At 66.7% G+C, this 22790-nt stretch carries 20 protein-coding genes; 14 read left to right on the top strand and 6 right to left on the bottom strand.

Going from position 1 to position 22790, the window contains the following annotated elements:
- Nucleotides 1-87 precede the first annotated feature (87 nt).
- From iolB to ACQ3HE_RS02400, 6 genes are all read left to right on the top strand, one after another.
- On the top strand, nt 88-1026 hold the full coding sequence (iolB, locus tag ACQ3HE_RS02425; protein ID WP_430891910.1) for a 5-deoxy-glucuronate isomerase: 939 nt from the start codon (nt 88-90) through the stop codon (nt 1024-1026).
- Nucleotides 1026-2948 carry a 3D-(3,5/4)-trihydroxycyclohexane-1,2-dione acylhydrolase (decyclizing) gene (iolD, locus tag ACQ3HE_RS02420; protein WP_430891200.1) on the top strand — a complete coding sequence of 641 codons (1923 nt, stop codon included), beginning with the start codon at nt 1026-1028 and terminating at the stop codon, nt 2946-2948. Before iolB ends, iolD begins: the two co-directional genes overlap by 1 nt.
- Before the next feature lie 42 nt (nt 2949-2990).
- Entirely contained in the window at nt 2991-3914 is a 924-nt protein-coding gene (locus ACQ3HE_RS02415) for a sugar phosphate isomerase/epimerase family protein (protein WP_430891198.1), read from the top strand.
- 42 nt (nt 3915-3956) lie between these two features.
- Nucleotides 3957-5021, top strand: a complete 1065-nt coding sequence (locus ACQ3HE_RS02410) for a Gfo/Idh/MocA family protein (RefSeq protein ID WP_430891196.1) — start codon at nt 3957-3959, stop codon at nt 5019-5021.
- A 61-nt stretch (nt 5022-5082) separates the two neighbouring features.
- Nucleotides 5083-5994, top strand: a complete 912-nt coding sequence (locus ACQ3HE_RS02405) for a sugar phosphate isomerase/epimerase family protein (RefSeq protein WP_430891194.1) — start codon at nt 5083-5085, stop codon at nt 5992-5994.
- On the top strand, nt 5991-7016 hold the full coding sequence (locus ACQ3HE_RS02400) for a Gfo/Idh/MocA family oxidoreductase (protein WP_430891192.1): 1026 nt from the start codon (nt 5991-5993) through the stop codon (nt 7014-7016). The genes ACQ3HE_RS02405 and ACQ3HE_RS02400 overlap by 4 nt, the downstream gene beginning before the upstream one ends.
- Before the next feature lie 87 nt (nt 7017-7103).
- Here ACQ3HE_RS02400 and ACQ3HE_RS02395 read toward each other — a convergent pair whose 3' ends face one another.
- The 4 genes from ACQ3HE_RS02395 to ACQ3HE_RS02380 form a co-directional block, all read right to left on the bottom strand.
- On the bottom strand, nt 7104-8537 hold the full coding sequence (locus tag ACQ3HE_RS02395) for a sugar porter family MFS transporter (RefSeq protein WP_194644510.1): 1434 nt from the start codon (nt 8535-8537) through the stop codon (nt 7104-7106).
- Nucleotides 8538-8728: 191 nt separating this feature from the next.
- Complete coding sequence (locus tag ACQ3HE_RS02390) at nt 8729-9523, bottom strand: ATP-binding cassette domain-containing protein (protein ID WP_430891190.1); 795 nt, start codon at nt 9521-9523, stop codon at nt 8729-8731.
- On the bottom strand, nt 9520-10611 hold the full coding sequence (locus ACQ3HE_RS02385; protein WP_194644518.1) for an ABC transporter permease: 1092 nt from the start codon (nt 10609-10611) through the stop codon (nt 9520-9522). The genes ACQ3HE_RS02390 and ACQ3HE_RS02385 overlap by 4 nt, the downstream gene beginning before the upstream one ends.
- Nucleotides 10612-10708: 97 nt before the next feature.
- Nucleotides 10709-11734, bottom strand: coding sequence for a substrate-binding domain-containing protein (locus ACQ3HE_RS02380; RefSeq protein ID WP_194644519.1), 1026 nt, complete (start codon nt 11732-11734; stop codon nt 10709-10711).
- Nucleotides 11735-11918: 184 nt separating this feature from the next.
- Here ACQ3HE_RS02380 and ACQ3HE_RS02375 point away from each other — a divergent pair, with 184 nt between their 5' ends.
- The gene (locus ACQ3HE_RS02375) at nt 11919-12323 is read left to right on the top strand and encodes a tautomerase family protein (protein ID WP_194644520.1); all 405 of its coding nucleotides are present in this window, start codon (nt 11919-11921) and stop codon (nt 12321-12323) included.
- Between the two features lie 18 nt (nt 12324-12341).
- Here the strand turns inward: ACQ3HE_RS02375 and ACQ3HE_RS02370 are convergent, their stop codons facing one another.
- Nucleotides 12342-13103, bottom strand: coding sequence for a GntR family transcriptional regulator (locus tag ACQ3HE_RS02370; protein ID WP_138946937.1), 762 nt, complete (start codon nt 13101-13103; stop codon nt 12342-12344).
- A 186-nt stretch (nt 13104-13289) separates the two neighbouring features.
- On the opposite strand from ACQ3HE_RS02370, the gene ACQ3HE_RS02365 reads away from it, so the two are divergent.
- The 7 genes from ACQ3HE_RS02365 (at nt 13290) to ACQ3HE_RS02335 (ending at nt 20792) form a co-directional block, all read left to right on the top strand.
- Nucleotides 13290-14381, top strand: a complete 1092-nt coding sequence (locus ACQ3HE_RS02365; protein WP_430891188.1) for a transaldolase family protein — start codon at nt 13290-13292, stop codon at nt 14379-14381.
- A 9-nt stretch (nt 14382-14390) separates the two neighbouring features.
- Nucleotides 14391-14897, top strand: a complete 507-nt coding sequence (locus ACQ3HE_RS02360) for an acyl-CoA thioesterase (RefSeq protein ID WP_430891186.1) — start codon at nt 14391-14393, stop codon at nt 14895-14897.
- On the top strand, nt 14809-16014 hold the full coding sequence (locus tag ACQ3HE_RS02355) for a LacI family DNA-binding transcriptional regulator (RefSeq protein ID WP_430891184.1): 1206 nt from the start codon (nt 14809-14811) through the stop codon (nt 16012-16014). Before ACQ3HE_RS02360 ends, ACQ3HE_RS02355 begins: the two co-directional genes overlap by 89 nt.
- Before the next feature lie 171 nt (nt 16015-16185).
- Complete coding sequence (locus ACQ3HE_RS02350; protein WP_430891182.1) at nt 16186-17454, top strand: extracellular solute-binding protein; 1269 nt, start codon at nt 16186-16188, stop codon at nt 17452-17454.
- Nucleotides 17451-18392, top strand: a complete 942-nt coding sequence (locus ACQ3HE_RS02345; protein WP_430891180.1) for a carbohydrate ABC transporter permease — start codon at nt 17451-17453, stop codon at nt 18390-18392. Before ACQ3HE_RS02350 ends, ACQ3HE_RS02345 begins: the two co-directional genes overlap by 4 nt.
- A 4-nt stretch (nt 18393-18396) precedes the next feature.
- Nucleotides 18397-19302, top strand: coding sequence for a carbohydrate ABC transporter permease (locus tag ACQ3HE_RS02340; RefSeq protein WP_430891178.1), 906 nt, complete (start codon nt 18397-18399; stop codon nt 19300-19302).
- Entirely contained in the window at nt 19299-20792 is a 1494-nt protein-coding gene (locus ACQ3HE_RS02335; RefSeq protein ID WP_430891176.1) for a glycoside hydrolase family 43 protein, read from the top strand. The genes ACQ3HE_RS02340 and ACQ3HE_RS02335 overlap by 4 nt, the downstream gene beginning before the upstream one ends.
- 13 nt (nt 20793-20805) lie before the next feature.
- Here the strand turns inward: ACQ3HE_RS02335 and ACQ3HE_RS02330 are convergent, their stop codons facing one another.
- Nucleotides 20806-22773: a beta-galactosidase gene (locus tag ACQ3HE_RS02330; RefSeq protein ID WP_430891174.1), complete on the bottom strand. Its 1968-nt coding sequence runs from the start codon at nt 22771-22773 to the stop codon at nt 20806-20808.
- Between the last annotated feature and the right edge of the window lie 17 nt (nt 22774-22790).

The raw sequence follows: 22790 nt of genomic DNA, 5'->3' as shown, positions 1-22790 counted from the left end.
CCATGGAACGGCGCGGTGCCCGAGCCGACATCGTTCCGCAGTCCTGTCGAAGGGCATGATCGAATCACACACGACGGAGTGAACAACATGCAGTGGATGTACGAGCGGGGTGACCTCGCCCGAGACGGCTGGGAGAGCGTCGTCGACGGCTCGATCGACCGCTGGGCGCACACGGGTCTCCGCGTCGCGGTCCTCGCCGACGGTGATGCCATCGACCTCCCGGCGGGCGATGTGGAACGGATCGTCGTCCCGCTCGCCGGTTCCTTCAGCATCAGCTGGACGGACGCCGAGCAGCGGGACGGCACGACGGCGCTCTCCGGCCGTCGATCCGTCTTCGACGGACCGACCGACGTCCTCTACATGGGCGCGGGGACAGCGTGCGTACTGAGCGGAGCCGGTCGAGTCGCTGTGGCCGAGGCCCCGACGACGGCGGTCCACCCGACGCGTCATGTCGCTGCGGAGGAGATCCCCGTCGAGCTGCGCGGCGCGGGCCGGTCGAGTCGTCAGGTCCACAACTTCGGCACGCCGGACGCGCTCGACGCCGCGAAGCTCATCGTGTGCGAGGTCGTGACGCCCGCAGAGAACTGGTCGTCCTACCCCGCCCACAAGCACGATGAGCACCTGCCTGGGGCGGAATCGCGCCTCGAGGAGATCTACTACTTCGAGTCCGCCGTCTCGAAGGGTCTGGAAGCATCGACGGCCGCGGACCCCTTCGGGATGTTCGCGACCTACTCCTCGCCCGCCGGGGAGATCGACATCAACGCGATCGTCCGCACCGGTGACATCGCGCTCGTCCCCTTCGGATACCACGGTCCTGCCGTCGCCGCGCCGGGGTACGACCTCTACTACCTGAACGTGATGGCGGGTCCCGACGACGAACGGGTCTGGCACATCAGCGACGACCCCGCCCACGCGTGGATCCGCCAGAGCTGGGCCGGCCAGGAGGTCGACCCGCGCCTGCCGTACACGGCCGATGCGGCACCGCACCACTCGAACGACAGCACCGACGACGAAGGACAGCAGTGATGGCGACGAACCCCAGGACGAAGCGGATGACGGTGAGCCAGGCGCTCGTCGAATTCCTCGGTCACCAGTGGACCGTGGACGGCGACCACCGGGAGCGGACCATCCCCGGCATGTTCGGCATCTTCGGGCACGGCAACGTCGCAGGTCTCGGGCAGGCGCTCAAACAGGCGAACGCGCTCGAGCCCGACCTCATGCCCTACTTCCAGGCGCGCAACGAGCAGGCGATGGTGCACCAATCCGTCGGCTACGCCCGCATGCACCGACGCCTCGGCACCTTCGCGAGTGCGGCCTCGGTCGGCCCGGGTGCCGCGAACATGCTCACCGGTGCCGCCCTGGCCACCACCAACCGGCTCCCCGCGCTCCTGCTGCCCAGCGACACCTTCGCGACACGCGTCGCCGACCCGGTCCTCCAGCAACTCGAACTGCCGCACGACATCGGCATCACCGTCAACGACGCGTTCCGTCCGCTGTCCCGCTTCTTCGACCGGGTGCAGCGGCCCGAGCAGCTGTTCTCGATCGCCCTCGCCGCCATGCGCGTCCTCACCGACCCGGCCGAGACCGGCGCGGTCACGATCGCCCTGCCGGAGGACGTGCAGGCGGAGACCGTCGAGGTGCCGATCGAGTTCCTCCAGGACCGCGAGTGGCACCTCCGCCGTCCACTGCCGGAACGTGCGGCACTGGCTCGCGCCGTCACGGCCATCCGCGGGGCGAAGCGTCCCATCATCGTCGCCGGCGGGGGAGTGATCTACTCGAACGCGGAGGAGGCACTGCGGCTGCTCGTCGAGGCGACCGGCATCCCCGTCGGCACCTCCCAGGCCGGTGGCGGTTCGCTCGTGTGGGACCACCCCCAGAACGTCGGCGCGATCGGCGCCACCGGGACCACGGCGGCCAACCGTCTCGCGGCGGAAGCCGACGTCGTGATCGGCGTCGGGACGCGCTACAGCGACTTCACCACGGCGAGCCGCACAGCGTTCCAGGCCGAGGGCGTGACCTTCGTCAACGTCAACGTCGCGAGCTTCGACGCGTACAAGCACGGCACGCAGATCGCCGTCGTCGCGGACGCCCGCGAGACGCTCGAAGCGTTGCAGACCGAGCTCGCCGGGTTCCGCGTCGACGCCGACCATGCCGAGACCGTCCGCCGCGAGAAAGCGGCATGGGATGCGGTCGTCGATGAGGCCTTCGTGCCGTCCGGACTCGCGCTCCCCGGCCAGGCGGAGATCATCGGTGCCGTCCAATCGTCGACCGAGCCTGAGGACGTCATCGTCCAGGCGGCGGGATCACTCCCCGGCGACCTCCACAAGTTGTGGCGCGTGCGGGACGCCCTCGGCTACCACGTCGAATACGCCTTCTCCTGCATGGGCTACGAGATCGCCGGCGGTCTCGGCGTGAAGCGTGGTGCCGAGGCGAGCGGATCCGACCGCGACGTGGTCGTCATGGTGGGCGACGGGTCGTACCTCATGCTGCACACGGAGCTCGTGACCGCGGTCGCCGAGGGCATCAAGCTCATCGTCGTCCTCATCCAGAACCACGGGTACGCCTCGATCGGACACCTGTCGGAGACGGTCGGTTCCGAACGCTTCGGCACCTGGTACCGCAGCCTCGACCCCGAAGCCCGCAACTTCCAGGGCGAGCGGATCCTGCCCGTCGACCTCGCCGCCAATGCGCGCAGCTACGGCGTCGACGTGATCGAGGTCCAGCCCGGCGCGTCGTCGATCGACGACCTCAGGGCGGCCATGGCAACGGCGAAGGCCTCGGACCGGACGACGCTCATCCACATCAACAGCGACCCGCTGCTGTACGCGCCCGACGGCGAAGGCTGGTGGGACGTCCCCGTCCCCGCGGTCTCCGAGCTGCCGAGCACGCAGCGCGCCTACGAGGAGTACGCCGAGATCAAGGCCACCCAGAAGCCGCTGCTCGGCTGAGTGACCGACCAGAACCCCACGAACGAGTACCGAAGGAACCCGATGTCAGCATCCACCACCACCCCGTCGATCCGTATCGGCACCGCGCCCGACTCCTGGGGTGTCTGGTTCCCCGACGACCCGAAGCAGGTCCCGTGGGAGCGCTTCCTCGACGAGGTCGTCGCTTCCGGCTACGAGTGGATCGAACTCGGTCCGTACGGCTACCTCCCCACGGACCCGAACCAGCTCGCCGATGAACTCGGCTCCCGTGGTCTCAAGCTGTCGGCCGGAACGGTCTTCACGGGGTTCCACAAGGGCGACGACCAGTGGAAGCGCGCCTGGGACCAGGCGCTCGACATCGCCGGCCTCGTCTCGAAGCTCGGGGCCGAGCACCTCGTCGTGATCCCGGACCTGTGGCGGAGCGACGCGACGAGTGAGGTCCTCGAGGCGCGCACACTGGACGACGAGCAGTGGGCGAAGCTCGCCGCTGGTCACGATCGCCTCGGCAAGGCCCTCCTCGAGGAGTTCGGGATCAAGCAGCAGTTCCACTCGCACGCCGACAGCCACGTCGGGACGACCAGGGAGGTCGAGCGCTTCCTCGCCGAGACCGACGAGCGGTACACGAACCTCTGCCTCGACACCGGCCACTTCTCCTACTACGGCGGCGACAACCTCAAGCTCATCGACGACCACCCGTCGCGGATCGGCTACCTGCATCTGAAGCAGGTCGATACCAGCCTGCTGTTCGACGTCCTGAAGAACGACGTGCCGTTCGCCGAGGCCGTCACCCAGGACATCATGGTCGAGCCGCCGTTCGGCGTACCGGAGCTCGGCCCGATCATCGAGCGCGTCGCGGCACTCGACCCGCAGATCTTCGGGATCGTCGAGCAGGACATGTACGGCTGCTCGATCGACCGCCCGTTCCCCATCGCCAAGCGCACACGCGAGCACATCTTCGGCGAGACCGCCGCTGCACGCGTCAGCTGAACCTACTTCGACCAGTCAGAATCCACGGAAGGCACCGACGCCATGAGCACCACCACCCAGACCACCGACCGTCCCACCGGGACCGACGCCCGGACGGGCGACCTCCGGGTCGGCATCGTCGGAGCCGGCCTGATGGGAGCCGACCACGTCAAACGGATCACCGAGCGGGTGAGTGGTGCGGTCGTCGCTGCGATCATCGAGCCCGACGCGGGCCGTGCCGCGGCAGCGGCGGCCAACGCCCCCGGCGCCCAGGCGTTCACGCGGATCGAGGACGCGATCGCGGCCGGCGCCGTGGACGCGGTCCTCATCGCGACCCCCGGTCAGTTCCACGAGCCGGTGCTCCTGCCGGCACTCGCCGCCGGACTCCCGATCCTGTGCGAGAAGCCGCTGACGCCCGACTCCACGTCGTCGTGGGGGGTGCTCGAGGCAGAACAGCAGCTCGACCGTCCGCACATCCAGGTCGGGTTCATGCGCCGCTTCGACGCGGAGTACCAGCAGCTGCGCGCCCTCGTCGAGTCGGGCGACGCCGGCGAGCTCCTCATGCTCCGCGGGGTCCACCGCAACGCGGTCGTCCCCGACACCTACACGCAGACGATGCTCATCACCGACTCGGTCGTGCACGAGTTCGACGTGCTGCCGTGGGTGGCCGGCTCGACCGTCGCGAGCGTCGAGGTGAAGTACCCGCGTCGCAACCGGCTGAGCCCTGACCACCTGCGCGAGCCGATCCTCGTCATCATCGAGCTCGCGAACGGTGTCCTCGTCGACGTCGAGATGAACGTGAGCGTCCAGTTCGGCTATCAGGTCGCGACCGAGGCGGTCTTCGCCGAGAGCATCGCGCGGATCGGTCAGCCGTCCGGCCTCCAGCAGTGGAAGGACGGCCGCTTCAGCGTCGCCGACCACACGAGCTTCGTGACGCGGTTCGCCGCGGCGTACGACGAGCAGGTCCAGCGCTGGGTGAACGCGGTCCGCGGGGGCACCCTCGTCGACGGGCCGAACGCCTGGGACGGCTACAAGGTGGCACTCGCGTGTGAGGCGGGAGTCGCGGCCCTCACCACCGACGGCCCGGTGCCGGTCGCCGTTCCCGAGCGCCCCGCGTTCTACGCTTGATCCGCGTCCGGCCGGCAAGCCTCGCGATGCCGGCCGGACGCACTGACGAAGGAGTTCCCCGATGGTCCGCATCGCCCTCGATCCGACCCCGTATCACCACGACCATGCACTGCTCGACTTCCCGGACATCGCCGCGCGGCTCGGATACGACCATCTGCAGCTGACGCCGCACGCCGACTTCGGGCCGTTCTTCCGGTACCCCAAGGCCGATGACGCCCTCGTCGCCGCCCTGTGCAAGCGCGTCGCCGACGCCGGGATCACGATTCCGGCGCTCCTGCCGGTGCAACGCATCTCCTCACCGGAGGAGCAGCAGCGGGAGGCGGCCGTGCGGAACTTCTCGCGTACCATCCACCTCGCCGTGGAACTCGGCGTCGACACCCTCAACACCGAGTTCAGCGGGCGCCCGGAGCGCAGTGAGGACTCTGAAGCGGCGTTCTACCGCTCGATGGAGACGTTGTTGCCGCTGGCCGAGCGGGAGGGTGTCCGGATCAACTTCGACCCGCACCCCGACGACTTCGTCGAGGACGGTCTTGAGGCATGGCGCATCATCCGCGGTCTCAACTCGGCATCGGTCGGCTTCGTGTACGTCGCGTCCCACACCTTCCACTACGGCGACCGCGCGACGACCCTGCTGCCCGAGATCGGCGACCGGCTCGGCGCGGTGTACGCCGCCGATTCGTTCGACCACCACCGCTCCCACGGACTCCGGTACATCAGCAACCCGCCGGGGAACGCTGCTCGGGTGCACCAGCACCTCGCGATCGGCGACGGCGACGTCGATTGGACGCGATTGTTCGACGTGCTGGCGCGGACGGGTTTCCTGGACCGCGACGATGCGATCATCGTGTCCAACGTCTTCGCCGAGGATGAGCGGGCCGACGAGGTCTCCCGGTCACAGCTCACCCGACTCCATGAGCTCGTGGACGCGGCGCGTACGAACACCAACGACGGGGGAGTGGGCGCCGGAGCGTGAGACTCGGCCTCGTCGGCTACGGATTCGGCGGACGCACCTTCCACGCCCCGTTCGTCGCCGCTCTCGGCGAGGGGGTCCTCGCCGGGGTCGTGACCCGTTCTGCTGCCCGCCGGGTGGAGCTCGCCGCCGACCATCCCGGGGTGCCCGTGTACGACACCGTCGACGATCTGCTCGCAGCGGGTGTGGACATCGTGACGATCTCGACGCCGCCATCGGGTCGGCTCGACATCGCCAAGCGCGTGATCGACGCCGGAGTCCCTGTCATCGTCGACAAGCCGATGGCGAGCAGCCTTGCCGAGGCGCGTGAACTCGTCGCCTACGCGGCTGATCGAGGCGTCCTGCTCAGCGTCTTCCAGAACCGGCGTTGGGATTCCGAGGCCCGAACGCTGCAGGCGATCGTGCGCTCGGGCGCCGTCGGTGACATCCGCCTCGTCGAGAACGTCCTCGACCGGTGGGAACCTCGCGCGACCGGAGACGGATCCGGCGGCGGTCAACTCTTGGATCTGGGCAGTCACACCGTGGACCAGGTTCGTGACGCGCTCGGGCCTGTCCAGCGGGTGTTCGCCACGATCGACCGCCGGCCGGGTGACGAGTACGAGTACGCCTTCGACCTGCTCCTCGAGCACCAGGATGGTATCCGGTCGATCGTCGCTTCCGACGTCCTGCAACCCGACGGGCGCCCACGCCTGCGGGTGACCGGAAGCACCGGTACCGTCACCGTACGCGGGCTCGACATCCAGACGGATCAGATGCTCGCCGGTCTGAGACCGGCCGGTCATGGCTGGGGTGTCGAGCCGCACGAACGATGGGGCACGCTGACGACGACGGCCGGTGAGCAGCGACCATATCCGCGCGCGGACGGTCGCTGGCAGGATTTCTACGCCGGAGTGCGTGAGGCGATCGACACCGGGTCAGGCGTCCTCCCCGTCGCCGTCGAGGGCTCCCTCGCCACATTCGCGATCCTCGAGGCTGCTCGCCGGAGCGCTGAGCTCGGAACCTGGGTGCACGTCTCGTCCGTCTGACATTCCTCGGTGCGTGTTCCCGGCACAGCAGAACGGCCCGTCCTCTCGATGAGGGCGGGCCGCTCTGCGCTGTGGTGCGGACCAGGATCAGAAGGTCTTGTACTGCTCTTTGAAGTGGTCCTCGAGCGACTCGAGGCTCTTGCCCTTCGTCTCCGGGACGCTCGTCGCGACGAAAAGGATGGCGAGGAGACCGACCGCTGCGAAGAGCAGGAACGTTCCGAATCCGAGGGACTCGACGAGCGAGGGGAACGCCAGCGAGATGATCGCGTTCGTGGACCAGAGCACCAGGACGGTGATGCCGATCATGACGCCGCGCATCTTCAGTGGGAAGATCTCGGCGATCATGAGCCACGCGAGGGGGCCGATGGTGCCCTGCATGATCCCGATGAAGAGCAGGATCGCGATGAGGAGCAGCCACGGGCGGACGGGGTTGTCCTCTGGGAGCCCCAGGCCGATGGCGCCGACGAGCAGGTGCATCGTCGTGGTCCCGATGAAGCCGAACAGCATCAGCGAGCGACGGTTGAAGCGGTTGATGATGGAGAGCGCCACGAGCATCGCCGTGACGGACATCACACCGTTCAGTACGTTGAAGCTCAGTGCGGCGTTCCGTGTGAAGCCGGCGGCCTCGAGCACCTGGGTGCCGTAGTACATCATCGAGTTGATGCCGGTGAGCTGCTGGTAGGCGGCGATGCCGATGCCGATGAAGAGGAGGCGTCGGATCCACGGGGTCCGTACGATGTCCATGAAGGTGCCGGACTGCTCGTCCTTCTCGATCACGGAGAGCTGCCGGACCTCTTCCATTTCGGCGACGGCCCGCTCCTCGGAGCGCACCTGGCGGAGCACCGCGAGGGCCTCGTCGTCGCGACCGCGAGCGAGGAGCCAGCGCGGGCTCTCGGGCATCCGGAGCATGCCGAAGAACAGGACGAACGCCGGGATCACGGCGATGGCGAGCATATAGCGCCAGACGTGGTCGTTGGAGCCCCAGACATTGCCGATGATGGCGTTGATGGCGAAGGCGAGGAACTGCCCGCCGACGATCATCAGTTCATTGCGCGAGACGAGGCTTCCGCGCTTCTCGAATGGGGCGACCTCCGCAAGGTAGACCGGGACCGTGACCGAGGCACCACCCACGGCGAGACCGAGGATGAAGCGGAAGACGAGGAGGATCTCGTAGCTCGGAGCGATGACGCAGCCGCCGGCGCCGATGAAGAACAGGACGGCGATGATGAGGATGTTGCGCTTCCGACCGAGTCGGTCCGACAGCCGCCCGCCGAAGAAGGCGCCGACAGCAGCACCGATCAGCAGGGTGAAGGTGATGAGGCCCTCCTGGAAGGAGTTGAGCCCGAAGTACTCCATCATGAACGACAGGGCGCCGTTGAGCACCCCGGTGTCGTAGCCGAAGAGGAGCCCACCGAATGTCGCGATGACGGCGACGAGGCCGAGACGCTTGTTGTAGGGGCCATTGCCGAGGGGCGGCAAGGCCACCTTCACGGCATTGGTGATCGTTCCACCATGAGACACGTTGTTCGCTCCTTTGCGTGTTCCCGCCTCCGACCCCGATGGGCCGGTTGTCGACGCTGAACCGGGTGAGAATGTGTCCTAATGTTAGGACATTCTGCCACGAAGCGCCAGCGAATCGCATGACTGGATCAAAACAGCAGGCCCTACCGTCGACATGTGGTCGACGGCAGGGCCTGAGAAGGAGCGGGTGGTCAGAAGCGCCCCGCCCGGAAGCGTTCAACACCGACGGCGCCCTCGACGACCGCGGCGGTGAGCTCTTCCACGCTCGTGTCCTCGCGACGGACGTCGAGGATCTTCCGTCCGTGGTTCATCACGATGTGCCGGTCGCACACCTGGTAGGCGTGGTGCAGATTGTGGGTGACGAGCACCGAGCTGACGCCCTCCGACTTCAGCTGCCGGAGGTAGTTCAGCAGTGCCTCGGTCGCCCGCACGGCGAGGGCCGAGGTGGGTTCGTCGAGAATGAGGAGGCTGCGCTTGAAGTGGACGGCGCGCGCGATGGCGACCGCTTGTGCCTGGCCGCCCGACAGGGATGCGACGAGCTGCTTCGAGGACTTGATGCCCTCGATCGTCACGACGGTGTCCAGGATCTCGGAGGTGATCGCGTCCATCTGCTTCATCTTCATGAGTCCGAGGCGGTTTGTGATCTCGCGACCCATGAACAGGTTCCGGGTGATCGACATCTGCGGGACGAGAGCCGAGTCCTGGAAGATCGTCTCGACGCCGAGCTGCTCGGTGAGCGCTCGGTTGACCGTGTCGTGGTGCTGTCCCTCCCAGGTGTAGGAACCGGATGTCATCTGGACGACTCCGGACAGGATCTTGACGAGGGTGGACTTGCCCGCTCCGTTGTCGCCAAGCAGTCCGACCACCTCGCTGTGGCCGATGTCGAAGGACACGTCGTTGAGGACGGTGTTCGCCCCATAGCGCTTGGTGACGCCCTCGATCCGTAGGAGCGGCGTCGCGGTATCGATGGTGGCGTCGACGGTCACGATGCCTTTCCTTCCATGAGCTTGTTGAAGATGGCGGCGATGACGATGATGAGCCCGACGAAGAGTTGGATGTAGAAGCCGGGGGCCTTGGCCAGGATGAGGCCGTTCTCGATGATCCGGATCAGCGCGGCGCCGATGATCATGCCGACGATGCTTCCTCGGCCACCGAGCAGGGAGGTTCCGCCGACGACGGCGGCTGCGATGGCCATCAGCGTGTAGTCGTCGGTGCTACCCGGCTGCATCGACGACGTGCGGACGGCGATCAGGATCGCGGCGAAGCCGACGAGTCCGCCGAAGATGCCGAAGGCCATGAGTCGGACCGCCGAAGGGTTGATCGAGATCGCCTTCGCCGCTGCAGCGTTGCCGCCGACGGCGTAGACGTGGTTGCCGCGCTTGTGCCGGTGCAGGAAGAGCCAGGCGATCACGCCGATGACGAGCAGCCAGACCAACTGTGAGCGGAAGAGCCCGAAGTCGCCGGCGAAGAGCGTCACCAGGGTGTCGTCCTTCGCGCTGGACAGGATCGCCGGTGACGTCCCGTTCACGAAGAGACTCGCCCCGGTCCAGAAGAAGCCCATGCCGAGCGTTGCGATGAAGGACGGGATCTTGGTGACGACCACGATGAGGCCGTTGATGAGCGCGATGCCCGTGCCGCAGGCGATCGCGGCGAGAGCACCCCATCCCCAGCCCACCGCCTCTGAGACGCGGATGAAGATGATCGCGGAGAAGCCGATGTTCGCGCCGAGGGACAGGTCGAACTCGCCCGCGATCATGAGGATCCCGGCACCGATACCGAGGATCGCGAGCACTGGTATGGACTGGGAGATCACTCCGGAGAGGTTGCTCGGTGAGAGGAACGGGAACGCGTCGGGGGCGACGATGCCGGCGATGACGAAGCCGAGGAGCACGATCGCGAAGATGATGCCGATCTCCAGCGCGCCGCGTCCACGGGTGTAGGTGATCGTGTCACGGAGGCGGTCGGCGAAGCCCTGCGGCTGGTTGTCCGACAGTCTGCGAGGCTGCGAGATGCTCTCCGTGGAGAGCGGAGCGGTCAGGATGGGCGCGGGTTCGCGCGGAGGTGGTTGAGACATGGGGGTCCTTCGGTGCGCGACGGATCGCGGTCGGTTCGGGGAGGGGTGCCGTGTGCCGAGGCTCATGGAGCGATCCCCGGCACACGACGGTCGAGTGTCAGTAGCGGATGCCCTGCAGGTCCTTCTCCTCGAGGAAGGAGACGTTGGACTTGTCGATCAGTCCGAGGCCGCCGGAGTTGATGTTGGCCGGGGAGAGGCCGAAGTCGATCGACAGGATGCCCTGCATCACCGACTGGTACCCCTGCACGTACCCCTGCTGGTCCGCAGTGGCGAGGATCTTGCCGTCCTTGATCCCCTGGATCACCTGCGGGGAGGTGTCGAACCCGACGACCGGGACCGAGACCCCGGCGGCTTCCATGGCCGCGACGACGTTGCGGTGCGGGGTTCCGCCGAGCGGGACGATCGCCTTGACGTCGGGGTTCGCCGTCAGCCATGAGGTCATGGAGTTGAGCGCCTCCTCGTCAGCACCGGAGGTACGGAGATACTCGCCCTTCGCACCGACCGAATCCAGGGCGTCCTGAACGCCGCCGCCGCGCTTGATCGCGTAGTCCTGCTCGGGTTCCTCGGCCGGGAACATGACCTTGTCGCCCTCCTTGAGGTCGACTTCCTTCAACAGGCGCTCACCGACGAGCTTGCCGACCTCGGTGAAGTCCTGGCCGACGAAGCCCGAGACGCAGTCCTTGGCGCTGTCCGGAGCGGGGACGTTGTACGCGATGACCGTGATGCCGGCGTCGTGGGCGTCGCAGGCGACCTTCGACCACTTCTCGCCCTCGTTGAACGGCATGAAGATCAGGGACGGCTTCGTCGCGATCGCGGTGCCGACGAGGTCGACCATCTTGTCCGGGTCGCCCTCGGCCGTCTGGTGCGTCAGATTCAGGTGGCCGAGCTCGGCAGCGTCCTCGCCACCCTTCAGGATCTGCGCCCAGAACGGGTCGCTCGCCGGGTTGTAATAGGTGAAGAAGTAGGCGTCGCGGTTGTCCGCGCGCGATCCGAAGCCGGACGCGAGACCGGCGTCCGAGGTGCTGCTCGCGCCCGCGGTGGCGGTGCAGCCGCTGAGGGCGAGTGCGGCGGCGCCGACGAGGGCGATCGTGCCGAGGAGCGAGCGTCGTGCTGAGGTTTTCACTTCGTTGTGTCCTTTCGAGGGTCGGGCCTCGGGCGGCCCGTGCATCATTGCAGGGCTCAAGCTAGTGAAGAACAGACAAGAGGGCAATAGTAAGTCAGGACATATTTACTTATTGGTGACAAATGGGGTTGAGGGAGGTAACGTTCTTATGTCCTAACAAACTTGAACCGATCAGGAGACTTTCATGCCGCTCGTCAGGATCGACCTCGCCACAGGCCGCGACGCCGCAGGCATCCAGCAGATCGCAGACGCCATCCATGAGGCGATCGTCTCCGTCTACGGGATTCCGCCTCGTGACCGCTTCCAGATCGTCACCGAACACTCGTCTGGCCAGATCATCGCCGAGGATGCGGGGCTCGGTTTCGCTCGCTCCGAAGGCGTCGTCATGATCCAGATCTTCACGCAGCGCGGTCGAAGCGATGAGACGAAGCAGGCGCTCTATGCGGCAGTGGCCGACCGTCTCTCCGAGGCCGGCGTCGACGGTTCGGACGTCTTCATCGGTTATGTCGAGAACGGTCCGCAGGACTGGTCCTTCGGCTTCGGTCGCGCGCAGTACCTCACCGGGGAGCTCGCCGTTCCGGCGCGTTGAGGTCGCGCGATCGGCTCGCTACCGGTCGACGAGGGTGACTTCGAAGGAGTACAGGTCGGGCCGGTAGACGTGCTGGCCGAACTCCACCGCCCGACCGGAGTTGTCGAAGGCGGTTCGCGACATGGTCAGGAGTGCGCTGCCCTTCCGGACGTCGAGCATCTCGCTCTCAGGGCCTGACGCCTCCCGTGCGCCGATGCGTTGCTTGGCGACACGCATCGTGACGCCGCGTGCCCGGAGGAGTTGGTAGAGGCCGTGGTGCTCGAGGGCTCCGAGGTCGAGGTCCGTGAGGTCTTCGGGGAGGAAGTTCTCGAGGATCGCGAGTGGGACACCGTCCGCCCGGCGCAGCCGCCTGATGTGGACGATCGGGCTCCCGGTCGCCACGCCGAGGGCGTCCGCGACCTTCTCGTCCGCCGTTGTGACCTCGGCGGAGAGGATGTCCGTCTCCGGCTTCTGCCCCGTACGCTCCAGGTCCTCGAACAGGCTGGTGAGCTCGACGTTGCGCGTCACCTTGCCGTGGACGACCTGGGTGCCGATACCTCGGCGACGGACGAGAAGGCCCTTGTCCACGAGTTCCTGGATGGCCCGACGGATCGTGGGGCGGGAGAGTCCGAGGCGGGTGCCCAGCGCTACCTCGTTCTCCAGACGTGATCCCGCTGGGAGTGTCTCATCATGGATGGCCTGCTCGAGCCTGGTTGCGATCTGGTAGTACAGCGGCACCGGTCCGGATCGATCGAGGTCGAGGAAGAGTTCGACGGGGAGCGTTTGCTCGGGCTGTGCCATGCGGCTCCTTCGATTGGGAGAGAGAACTTGTCCTGACAATATCAGGGCTTTCCAAAATGGGAGTATGTCAGGTCACGCCGAGTTGCGCGCATATTGTTAGGACATGCTGTCAAAGTTCAGGTATGGTGATCGGACTGCGTCGCCGCAGCTCCGGCGATCGCCAACTCGACTCCCGGAGGCAATTCGATGACCGTCACCCTCACCCCAGCCGACACGCTTCCGCTCGCAGCCGCGGCGGCCTCGACGCCCACGAGCCTGTGGAACGATTCCGCCGACCCCGACGAACTCGCCAGGTCGATCGCGTTCGGTGCGGTCGGCGCGACCTGCAACCCGGTCATCGCCCTCGCGGTCATCTCCCAGAACCTCGACGTCTGGGCGCCGCGGATCACCGAACTCGCTGCCGAGTTCTCGACAGCGGGGGAGGCCGAGCTTGGCTGGAAGGTGGTCGAGGAGCTGTCGATCCAGGCGGCCGTGCTCCTCGAGCCGGCGTTCCGGGAGAGCAACGGCCGGAACGGTCGTCTGTCGATCCAGACCGATCCACGCCTGCACCGGGACGCTGAGGCGCTCGTCGAGCAGGCCGTTCGGTTCTCGGCACTGGCAGAGAACATCATCGTGAAGATCCCTGCAACCGCTGTCGGTATCCGCGCGATCGAGGAGGCGACCTATCGCGGGGTCAGCATCAATGCGACCGTGTCATTCACGGTGGCCCAGGCCGTCGCGGTCGGCGAGGCGATCGAGCGCGGTCTCGAGCGACGGGCCGCCGAGGGGCTCCCGGACTGGGAGTTCGGCTCTGTCGTCACCATCATGGGCGGGCGCCTGGACGACTGGTTGAAGGCGTCCGTTGCCAAAGACCGTATCCTCATCGATCCCGGCTACCTCGAGTGGGCGGGTGTGGCAGCGTTGAAGGAGGCGCACCGCATCTTCACCCGACGCGGGTTCCGATCGAGGATACTCTCCGCCGCATTCCGCAACCACCTGCAGTGGTCCGAGCTGGTCGGCGGCGACCTCGTCGTCTCCCCGCCGTTCGACTGGCAGCTGCGCATCAACGAGAACCGGATCCCCGTGGACCCGCACCGCATCGACGTGCCGGTCGCCCAGCACATCATCGACACGCTCCTCGAACGCGTCCCGGAATTCCGCAAGGCGTATCTCGTCGACGGGATGGCGGTCGCCGAGTTCGACGATTTCGGCGCGACGAGGCGGACACTGCGACAATTCCTCGAGGCCGATGCCAAGCTCGACGCGCTGGTGCGGGACATCATCCTGCCGGTCATCTGAGGTCGAATCGTGAGCAGAGCGATCGGTGGGTCGGACTCGGGTCCGGACCGTGGTGAGCAGGGGATCACCTTCCGCTCGCGCCGATGGGTGCGACCTGAGGATCTCAATGCCCACGGGAGCCTCTTCGGCGGCAGCCTCTTGCGCTGGATCGACGAGGAAGCCGCGATCTACGCAATCCTCCAGCTCGGCAACCCCCGCGCGGTGACCAAGTACATCTCGGAGATCGATTTCGTCTCGTCCGCGCTCCAGGGGGATCTGATCGAGATGGGGTTGCGCGCGACGGCGTTCGGACGGACCTCGCTCACGATGCGGGCGGAGGTGCGCAACATGGTGAGTCGCCGCAGTATCCTCACGATCGAGAGGATCGTGTTCGTCAGCCTCGACGAGGATGGGGTGCCCCTCCCGCACGGTTTCGACGACATCACCTATGACCGCGACCGACTCCCGCAATCAGGAGAAAACCGGGGTGGATCGACAGACGCAGGCGACGTCCGGGGTGCGTCGGGCGCCGACTGAGATCCCGGGGTCGACGACAGGCGTGGTTATGCTGGCGACGTGGAACAGCATGAGGGTGGAGCCGATGGAGGCTCGTAAGCCGACCGTGTACGACGTCGCCCAGCTCGCAGGCGTCTCGATCGCGACGGTGTCGTTCGCATTCACGAAGCCGGACCGGGTGAAGCCGCAGACGATGGAGCAGGTCCTCGCGGCGGCCGACGAACTCGGGTACGTTCCCAGCGCGAGCGCCCGAGGGCTCGCTCGTGGTCAGACGGGCGCGATCGGCTTGTACGCTTTCGACTACTTGCTCGACGCCGACGACCTCGACGTGGTCCCCGGATCGGAGAGTGATGGTCGACTCTTCCCGCTCTACGCTGACGAGGTCCAACGGGGCGTGCAGCTCGAGTGTCGACGTCGCGGGTTCGCCCTGATGCTCGGCGGTAACCGAACCGCCGCCCATCTCCCGAACGTCATCGATGTCGCGGGCCGGGTGGACGGGCTCATCGCGTTCGCCGGTGCGATGCCTGAGAGGACGTTGAAGCAGGTGGCGGCGCGAATCCCCTTCATCGAGCTCGGAGGGGCTGTGCGCCACGAGGGCGTGCACACGATCCTCGTGGACAACCGGAACGGGATGGTTCGCTTGACGGAGCATCTGCTGGACGTTCACCGCTACAGGCGTATTGCCTACCTCGGCGAGCTGGGCACACCCGAGTTCCGTCAGCGCTACGACGGGTTCTCTGCGGCGATGACCGGTGCAGGACTACCGGTTCCCGAGGTGTTGCCCGGACATGCCGGCGACGACGCGTCCACCATTGCCACGGTACGTCGGCTGCTCGAGCGATCCGAGCTACCCGACGTGCTCGTCTGCGACACCGATCAGACCGCGCTGGCGGCGATCGACGCGCTTCGCGCTGCCGGACGATCCGTGCCCGGTGACATCGCGGTCACCGGCTTCGACGGCATTCTCGCGGGGAGGGTGGCGACGCCGGTGTTGACGACGGTGCGGCAGCCCATGGAACAAATCGGACGCTCGGCCGTGCGGATCCTCGCTGACACGCTCGCCGGCGACAGTGATGCGGACCAGCATGAGTTCCTGGAATCGACGTTCGTGCTCGGCGCGAGTTGCGGGTGTCACTGACGCTCCAACGCGTTCGGACAGATCTGAGACTGCTACTTGCGCTTCGCAATCTATGCGCTTAGATTATTGCCACGCGGTGCTGCGCAGAGTTGCGAGACCGCCCCACCCGCACCAGCCCGCGCTCGTCCAGCAGGGCCACAGATAGGAACGATGATGATCCGAAACAGAAGCATGATCGCCGTAGCCGCGATCTCCGCCGCCGCTGCCCTCGCGCTCACCGGCTGCGGCCGCAGCGCGGACACCGGCGCGAGCGACGGTGCGGCACTGGAACTCGACGACTCGCCCGCCAAGGGCACGGTGACGATCTGGGCGCAGGGCTCGGAAGGGGAGGCCCTCAAGGACTTCATCAAACCCTTCGAGAAGGCGAACCCGGATGTCACGGTGAAGGTCACAGCCGTGCCGTGGGATTCCGCACAGAACAAGTACCAGACAGCCGTCGCCGGCGGCACGACACCCGACATCGGCATGCTCGGCAGCGACTGGATGCCCGGCTTCCAGAACGCGCTTTCACCGAAGCCCGACGCGATCGACACCTCCGACATGTTCGACTTCGCGACGCAGTCGACGACGTTCGACGACACCCAGTACGGCGTGCCGTGGTACGTCGAGACGCGGGTGCTCTTCTACCGAACCGACCTTGCCGAGCAAGCGGGCTTCGGAACCTTTCCCACGGACTGGGACGGCTTCAAATCCCTGGCCAAGGCCTACCAGACGCAGACCGGTGCCAAGTACGGCGTCGTCCTGCCTTCCGGAGGCTGGAACGGCTTCCTGGGCAGCCTGCCCTTCGCCTGGTCGAATGGTGCGGAGATCACGAACGCCGACCAAACCGAGTGGACGATCGACACCCCGCAGGTGACCGGTGCGGTCGACTACTTGGACACCTTCTTCACTGAGGGGATCGCAAACCCGAACCCGGACGGTGAAGCCGGCTCCACCGCGTCGAACTTCGTGGACGGTTCCGTGCCCATGTTCATCAGCGGCCCCTGGGACATCCCAGGTCTGAAAACCGCGGGCGGTCCTGGCTTCGAGGACAAGTTCGCTGTCGCGCAGATCCCCGCTTCGACAGATGGCACGTCGACGTCGTTCGCGGCGGGAGCCAACCTGACGGTGTTCAAGGCGGCGAAGAACCCCGACGCAGCCTGGAAGCTCATCAAGTGGCTGAGCGACCCCAAGGTCCAGGTCGACTGGTTCTCAACGGTCAACGACCTCCCTGCCCAGCAGTCGGCCTGGAAGGACTCGAAGCTGACCGAAGACCCGAAGGTCGCGGTGTTCGGCGACCAGCTGAGAAGCGTCAAGATCGCTCCGACGCTCTCGACCTGGGCTCAGGTGTCGGCAGCGGCGGACACCACGCTGGAACAGATCCTGCGCGGAGGCAAAGACCCGGCCGAAGCGCTCAAGGACCTCCAGCAGCAGGCCGAAGCCCTCGGGACCGGCAAGTGACCACGCTCCTCCGACCCGCCACTGTCGGAGCGCGACGTCGCTCCGGCAGTGGCGGGCCCGCCGGGCGGCGACGGCGGACCACGATCGTCGCGTACGCGTTCGCACTGCCGTTCCTCCTCAGCTTCGCCCTCTTCATGGTCTTCCCTCTGTTCAGCTCGTTCGTCATGTCGTTCACGGACTTCCGTTCGACGGACATCCCGAATCCACTGGCCGTCGGTTTCGTCGGCTTGGAGCAGTACGTCCAGTTGTTCCAGAACGAACAGTTCGTCCGTTCGTTGCTCAACACCGTGTACTTCGTCGTCGTCGGCATTCCGCTGACGATGATGTGTGCGCTCGCCCTGGCGCTCGCGCTCAACAACGGCATCACCCGCTTCCGTACCGCGTTCCGGGTCGGGTTCTACGCACCGGTCGTGACGAGCATCGTCGCCGTCGCGGTTGTCTGGCGGTTCATCCTGCAGCCCGAGGGTCTCCTCAACGTCGTCCTCAGTGGCGTGGGGATCCAGGGGCCAGACTGGTTGAACGACCCGAACTGGTCCATGCCCGCGATGATCATGCTCGCCGTGTGGCGCAACATGGGGACGCTGATGATCATCTTCCTCGCCGGTCTTCAGGGCATCCCGGGCGACGTGCTCGAAGCCGCCCAAGTCGACGGTGCCGGTGCCTGGCAGCGCTTCTTCCGCGTGACGCTGCCGCTGCTGCGCCCCACCCTCCTGCTGGGGGCCGTCCTGCTGTCCGTCGGCTTCCTGCAGTTCTTCGAGGAGCCCTTCGTCATGACCAAGGGCGGCCCGCTGGATTCGACGCTGTCGATCAGTTATTTCACGTTCAACCAGTTCGGCTTCGGCAACTACGGCACCGCCTCGGCAGCGAGCTACGTGCTGTTCGTCGCGATCGCGTTGCTCAGCCTGGTGCAGTTCCGAGCATTCCGAGAGAAGGACTGAGCGCATGACCACCCTGACCGACCCGGTCGCCCTCGCCGTCGGTAAGACCGCGACCACCACGCCCGCTCGGAGACCTCGGGTCCGTCGGAGACGATCCTCCCTCGGACGTGCGCTGGTCTACCTCGTGCTGATCGTCGCCGTCGCCACGACCCTCGTGCCCTTCGTCTGGATGTACCTCGGCTCTGTGAAGACCCAGCAGGAGCTCCTGCAGCGCCCACCGACCTGGTGGCCGGAGACGTTCACCTGGGAGAACTTCGGAGCCTGGTTCGGACGCCTGCAGATCGGCACGTTCTTCACGAACAGCGTCGTCGTCGCGCTCTTCACCGTGCTCGGCACCCTGCTGTTCTGCTCGATGGTCGGCTATGCCCTCGCCAAGCTCGACTTCGCCGGCAAGAAGGTCCTCTTCGTGCTCGTGCTCCTCACGCTCATGGTCCCGGGTGTCGTCACCTTCGTGCCGTTGTTCGTCGTCGTCAGCAAGCTGGGTCTCGTCAGCACCTATGCCGCGTTGATCCTGCCGTTCCTCGCCGGACCGCTCGGCGTATTCCTCATGCGCCAGTTCATCCAGGAGATCCCCGACGCCCTGATCGAGGCCGCACGCATCGACGGCGCGAGCGAGGTGCGTATCTTCCTCCGGATCGTCCTACCGCTGTGCGGTCCTGCGCTCGCCACCCTCGCGATCCTGACCTTCCTCGGGTCGTGGAACAACTTCCTCTGGCCGCTCGTCGTCGCGCAGTCCGAGGACATGTACACCCTTCCCGTGGCGCTGTCGCTCTACTCGGTCGGACAGAACTCGACGAACTACGGCGTGCTGCTCGCCGGATCCGTCCTCGTGATCACGCCGGTGTTGCTGCTCTTCATCGCCCTGCAGCGCTACTTCACCCAAGGCATCGCCGTGACAGGAATCAAGTGACGAACACCCTCGAACAGGCACCGGCGGACACCGCCGAGTCGACCAGCGTGCAGCCGATCGTCCCCGGTTTCCACCCCGACCCGACGATCTGCCGAGTCGGTTCGGACTACTATCTCGCCAACTCGTCGTTCGAGTACTCACCGGGCGTGCCTTTGTGGCACAGCACCGACCTGCTCCGTTGGGAACTCGTCGGCAACGTCCTCGAGCGGCCAGATCAGTTCAGTGCCGGGTCCGCAGGTGCGAGCAAGGGGGTGTTCGCTCCGACGCTCAGACACCACGACGGGCGGTTCTGGCTGATCACGACAGATGTCTCCGGCGGCGGCGGGCAACTGGTGGTCTCAGCCGAAGACCCTGCCGGACCGTGGTCATCGGCGACGCGGATCCCCACGCTCATCGGCATCGATCCCGACCTCGCCTGGACGCCGGACGGGGAGTGCTACGTCACATACTGCGCGACCGCGCCGGAGCTTCGCGGGATCGCCCAGGCGAGGGTCGACCTCGACAGTGGCCGGGCGATGGAGCCGCCGCGGTCGCTGTGGCAGGGGACCGGTCTCGCGTTTCCGGAAGCTCCGCACCTCTACCAGCACGACGGATGGTGGTACCTCGTGATCGCCGAAGGCGGAACGGAGCGAGGGCACAGCGTGTCCGTCGCACGCTCCGTGTCGCCAGAAGGGCCCTTCGAGTCGGCTCCGAGCAATCCGCTCCTGTCACACCGGAGTACCACGCACCCGGTGCAGAACACCGGCCACGCCGACCTCGTCCAGTGCGCAGACGGAGGCTGGGCGGCCGTCTACCTCGGCGTCCGCCCGGCAGGAATGACACCGATGTTCCATGTGAACGGACGCGAGACGTTCCTCGCGGGTGTCGATTGGGTTGACGGCTGGCCCGTCATCGACGAGTCGCGGTTCTCTGCACCCGTCGTCGACCGCTCCTTCGAGGACGACTTCGCCGCACCCCGTTTGCATCCCCGATGGGTGTCTCCAAGCGTCGCCGTCGACGCGGTCGCGACGAGACGCGCTGGTGGCGGTGTACTGCTCCAGCCAGCACGGTCGGCCGGCGGCACCGATGCGATGATGGGCGTCCGCACGCTGGCGCCGCGCTGGAGGTTCGAAGCGGAGGTGCACTCGTCGCAGGCCGGAGCCGCCGTCCGGCTCCGCCTCGACGACCGACACTGGTGCGAGGTCCGTCTCGAGAGTGGCATGGCGCGAGCGTTCATGCGTATCGGTCCGCTCGAAGCGCCCGTGTCGGCGCCGGAACCGGCGCCGGGGAGGATCGTGACCCTCGCGATCGAGGCGGCCGCGCCGCTCGGCGATGGACCGGACGAGGTTCGTCTCCTCCTCGTCGGTGGTGCGGACGGTGACGTCGAGCTGGCTCGTGTCGACGGGCGATACCTGTCCACCGAGGTGGCCGGCGGATTCACCGGTCGAGTGGTAGGGGTTCGAGCGCCCGTCGAACCGGCGATCCTCCGGACGGCGAGGTATCGGGAGTGATGGGACGGCGTGCTCAGCGACGCACCATGCGCCAGCCGTAGGGCTCCAGGACGGCAGTGCCGATCCGCTTGCCGGTGAGGAGGTCGACACGGTCGATCTCGACCGGTTGCGGCTCGGAGCCATGGTTGATGATGGTGAGGACCTCGCCACGGCGGGCGACTTCGACGACGGGCGGCAGCTCGTGCAGTTCGGGCTCGACACCGGAGGACTCGAGGAGCCACGCGAGGACCACGCGCATCCCGTCGTCGTCGGGGACGGTCGCGAGGTAATAGGCAGCCCCCGCACCGTGGTCCTTGCGGGTCAGCGCGGGCCGGCCGTCGAGCCGTCCGTCGTCGAAAATGCCGACGACCTCGGCGTCCAAGATGCGCAGCTCCTCGGCGAAAAACTCACCGCGGACCCGTCCGAACGGCGCGCCCACGGTGCTGTGCGCTTGGCCGGGGTCGTCCGCTCCCGGCGGCACGAGGGCCCCGAACTCCTCGACCGTGACACCGAGCAGCTCGCGGAGTCCCACCAGGAAACCGCCCGGGCGAAACGCATCGTCCTCATCGACGACGTCGGTGAACGCCGAGACGAACACGGTGCCGCCGTTCGAACCGTAGCGCGTGACGTTGCGCGCACCCTCATCGTTGAGCAGGTACAGCTGTGGCACGACGAGGAGCGCGTACGACGACAGCTCGCTCGTGGGGTGCACGATGTCGATCGAGACGTGCAGGCTGTGGAGGGCCGCGTACCAGCGTTGGACGATCTCGGCGTAGTCCACGACCACGGGATGGTCGGTGTGCGACAGCGCCCACCAGTTCTCCCAGTCGAAGACGATGGCGACGCGCGCCCCGCTCTCCGGGGCCATCGGGGGGAGTCCACCGACGGTCGCTCCGAGAGCACGGACCTCTCGCCAGACACGGGACTCCGTGCCGCTCTGCGGGACCATCGCCGAATGGAACTTCTCGCTGCCGCGACGTGACTGACGCCACTGGAAGAACATGACGGCATCCGCGCCGTGTCCGATCGCCTGGATCGATGTCGCCGCCATCTGCCCCGGATGTTTCGGCGCGTTCGTCGGACGCCAGTTGAGTGCCCCGGTGGATTGCTCCATGAGTAACCAGGGCGTTCCGGGCTTCAAGGAGCGCATGAGGTCACGCGCGAATGCCGAGCGCCGGAACGATTCCGGATCGTTCGGATCCGGATAGTTGTCATCCGAGATGACGTCGACCTCTTGCGCCCAGCGCCAGTAGTCGGCAGGCGCGAAGGCACCCATGAAGTTCGTGGTGATGGGCTGTGTCGCGCCCGCGGCGCGGATGATGTCGCGCTCGAGGATGAACAGTTCGAGCATGCTATCCGAGGTGAAGCGCTTGAAATCGAGCGCAAGACCGGGGTTGATGCTGTATGGGGCCAGCCGAGGTGGAAGGACCTGGTCGAAGTCCGTGTAGATCTGCGACCAGAACGCCGTACCCCAGGCTGCGTTCAGGGTGGCGAGATCGCCGTACTTGCGTTCGACCCAGACACGGAAGGCTGCGGTGGCGTTGTCCGAATAGTCCGCGTGCAGATGGCAGCCCAGTTCGTTGTTCACGTGCCACATGACCACGGCCGGGTGGTCGTGATACCGCTCGGCGAGCGCGGCGACCAGTTCCGCGGCGAGCCGCCGGTACACCGGTGACGAAGGCGCGTAATGCTGACGGCTTCCCGGGCCGAGCACCGTGCCGTCCGCGGTGCGGGGCAGGATCTCGGGGTAGCGCTGCACGACCCAGTGCGGGGGAGAGGCAGTGGCGGTCGCGAGGTCCACCTGGATGCCGCCGGCGTGGAGGAGTGCGAGGATCCGGTCGAGCCACGTCCAGTCGAACTCGCCCTCCGCCGGCTGGATCCGTGACCAGGCGAAGATGCCGATGCTCACGAGGTTCACGTGCGCCTCTTGCATCAGACGGACGTCCTCCGGCCAGATGTCCTCCGGCCACTGCTCCGGGTTGTAGTCGCCGCCGTAGTACACGGTGCGTCTCCTCTCTC

The organism is Plantibacter auratus (assembly GCF_050587365.1).
In the GTDB taxonomy this organism is placed as follows: Bacteria; Actinomycetota; Actinomycetes; order Actinomycetales; family Microbacteriaceae; genus Plantibacter; species Plantibacter auratus.
The sequence above is the reverse complement of the archived record's forward strand: the minus strand, read 5'-3'. Positions and strand labels throughout refer to the sequence as shown.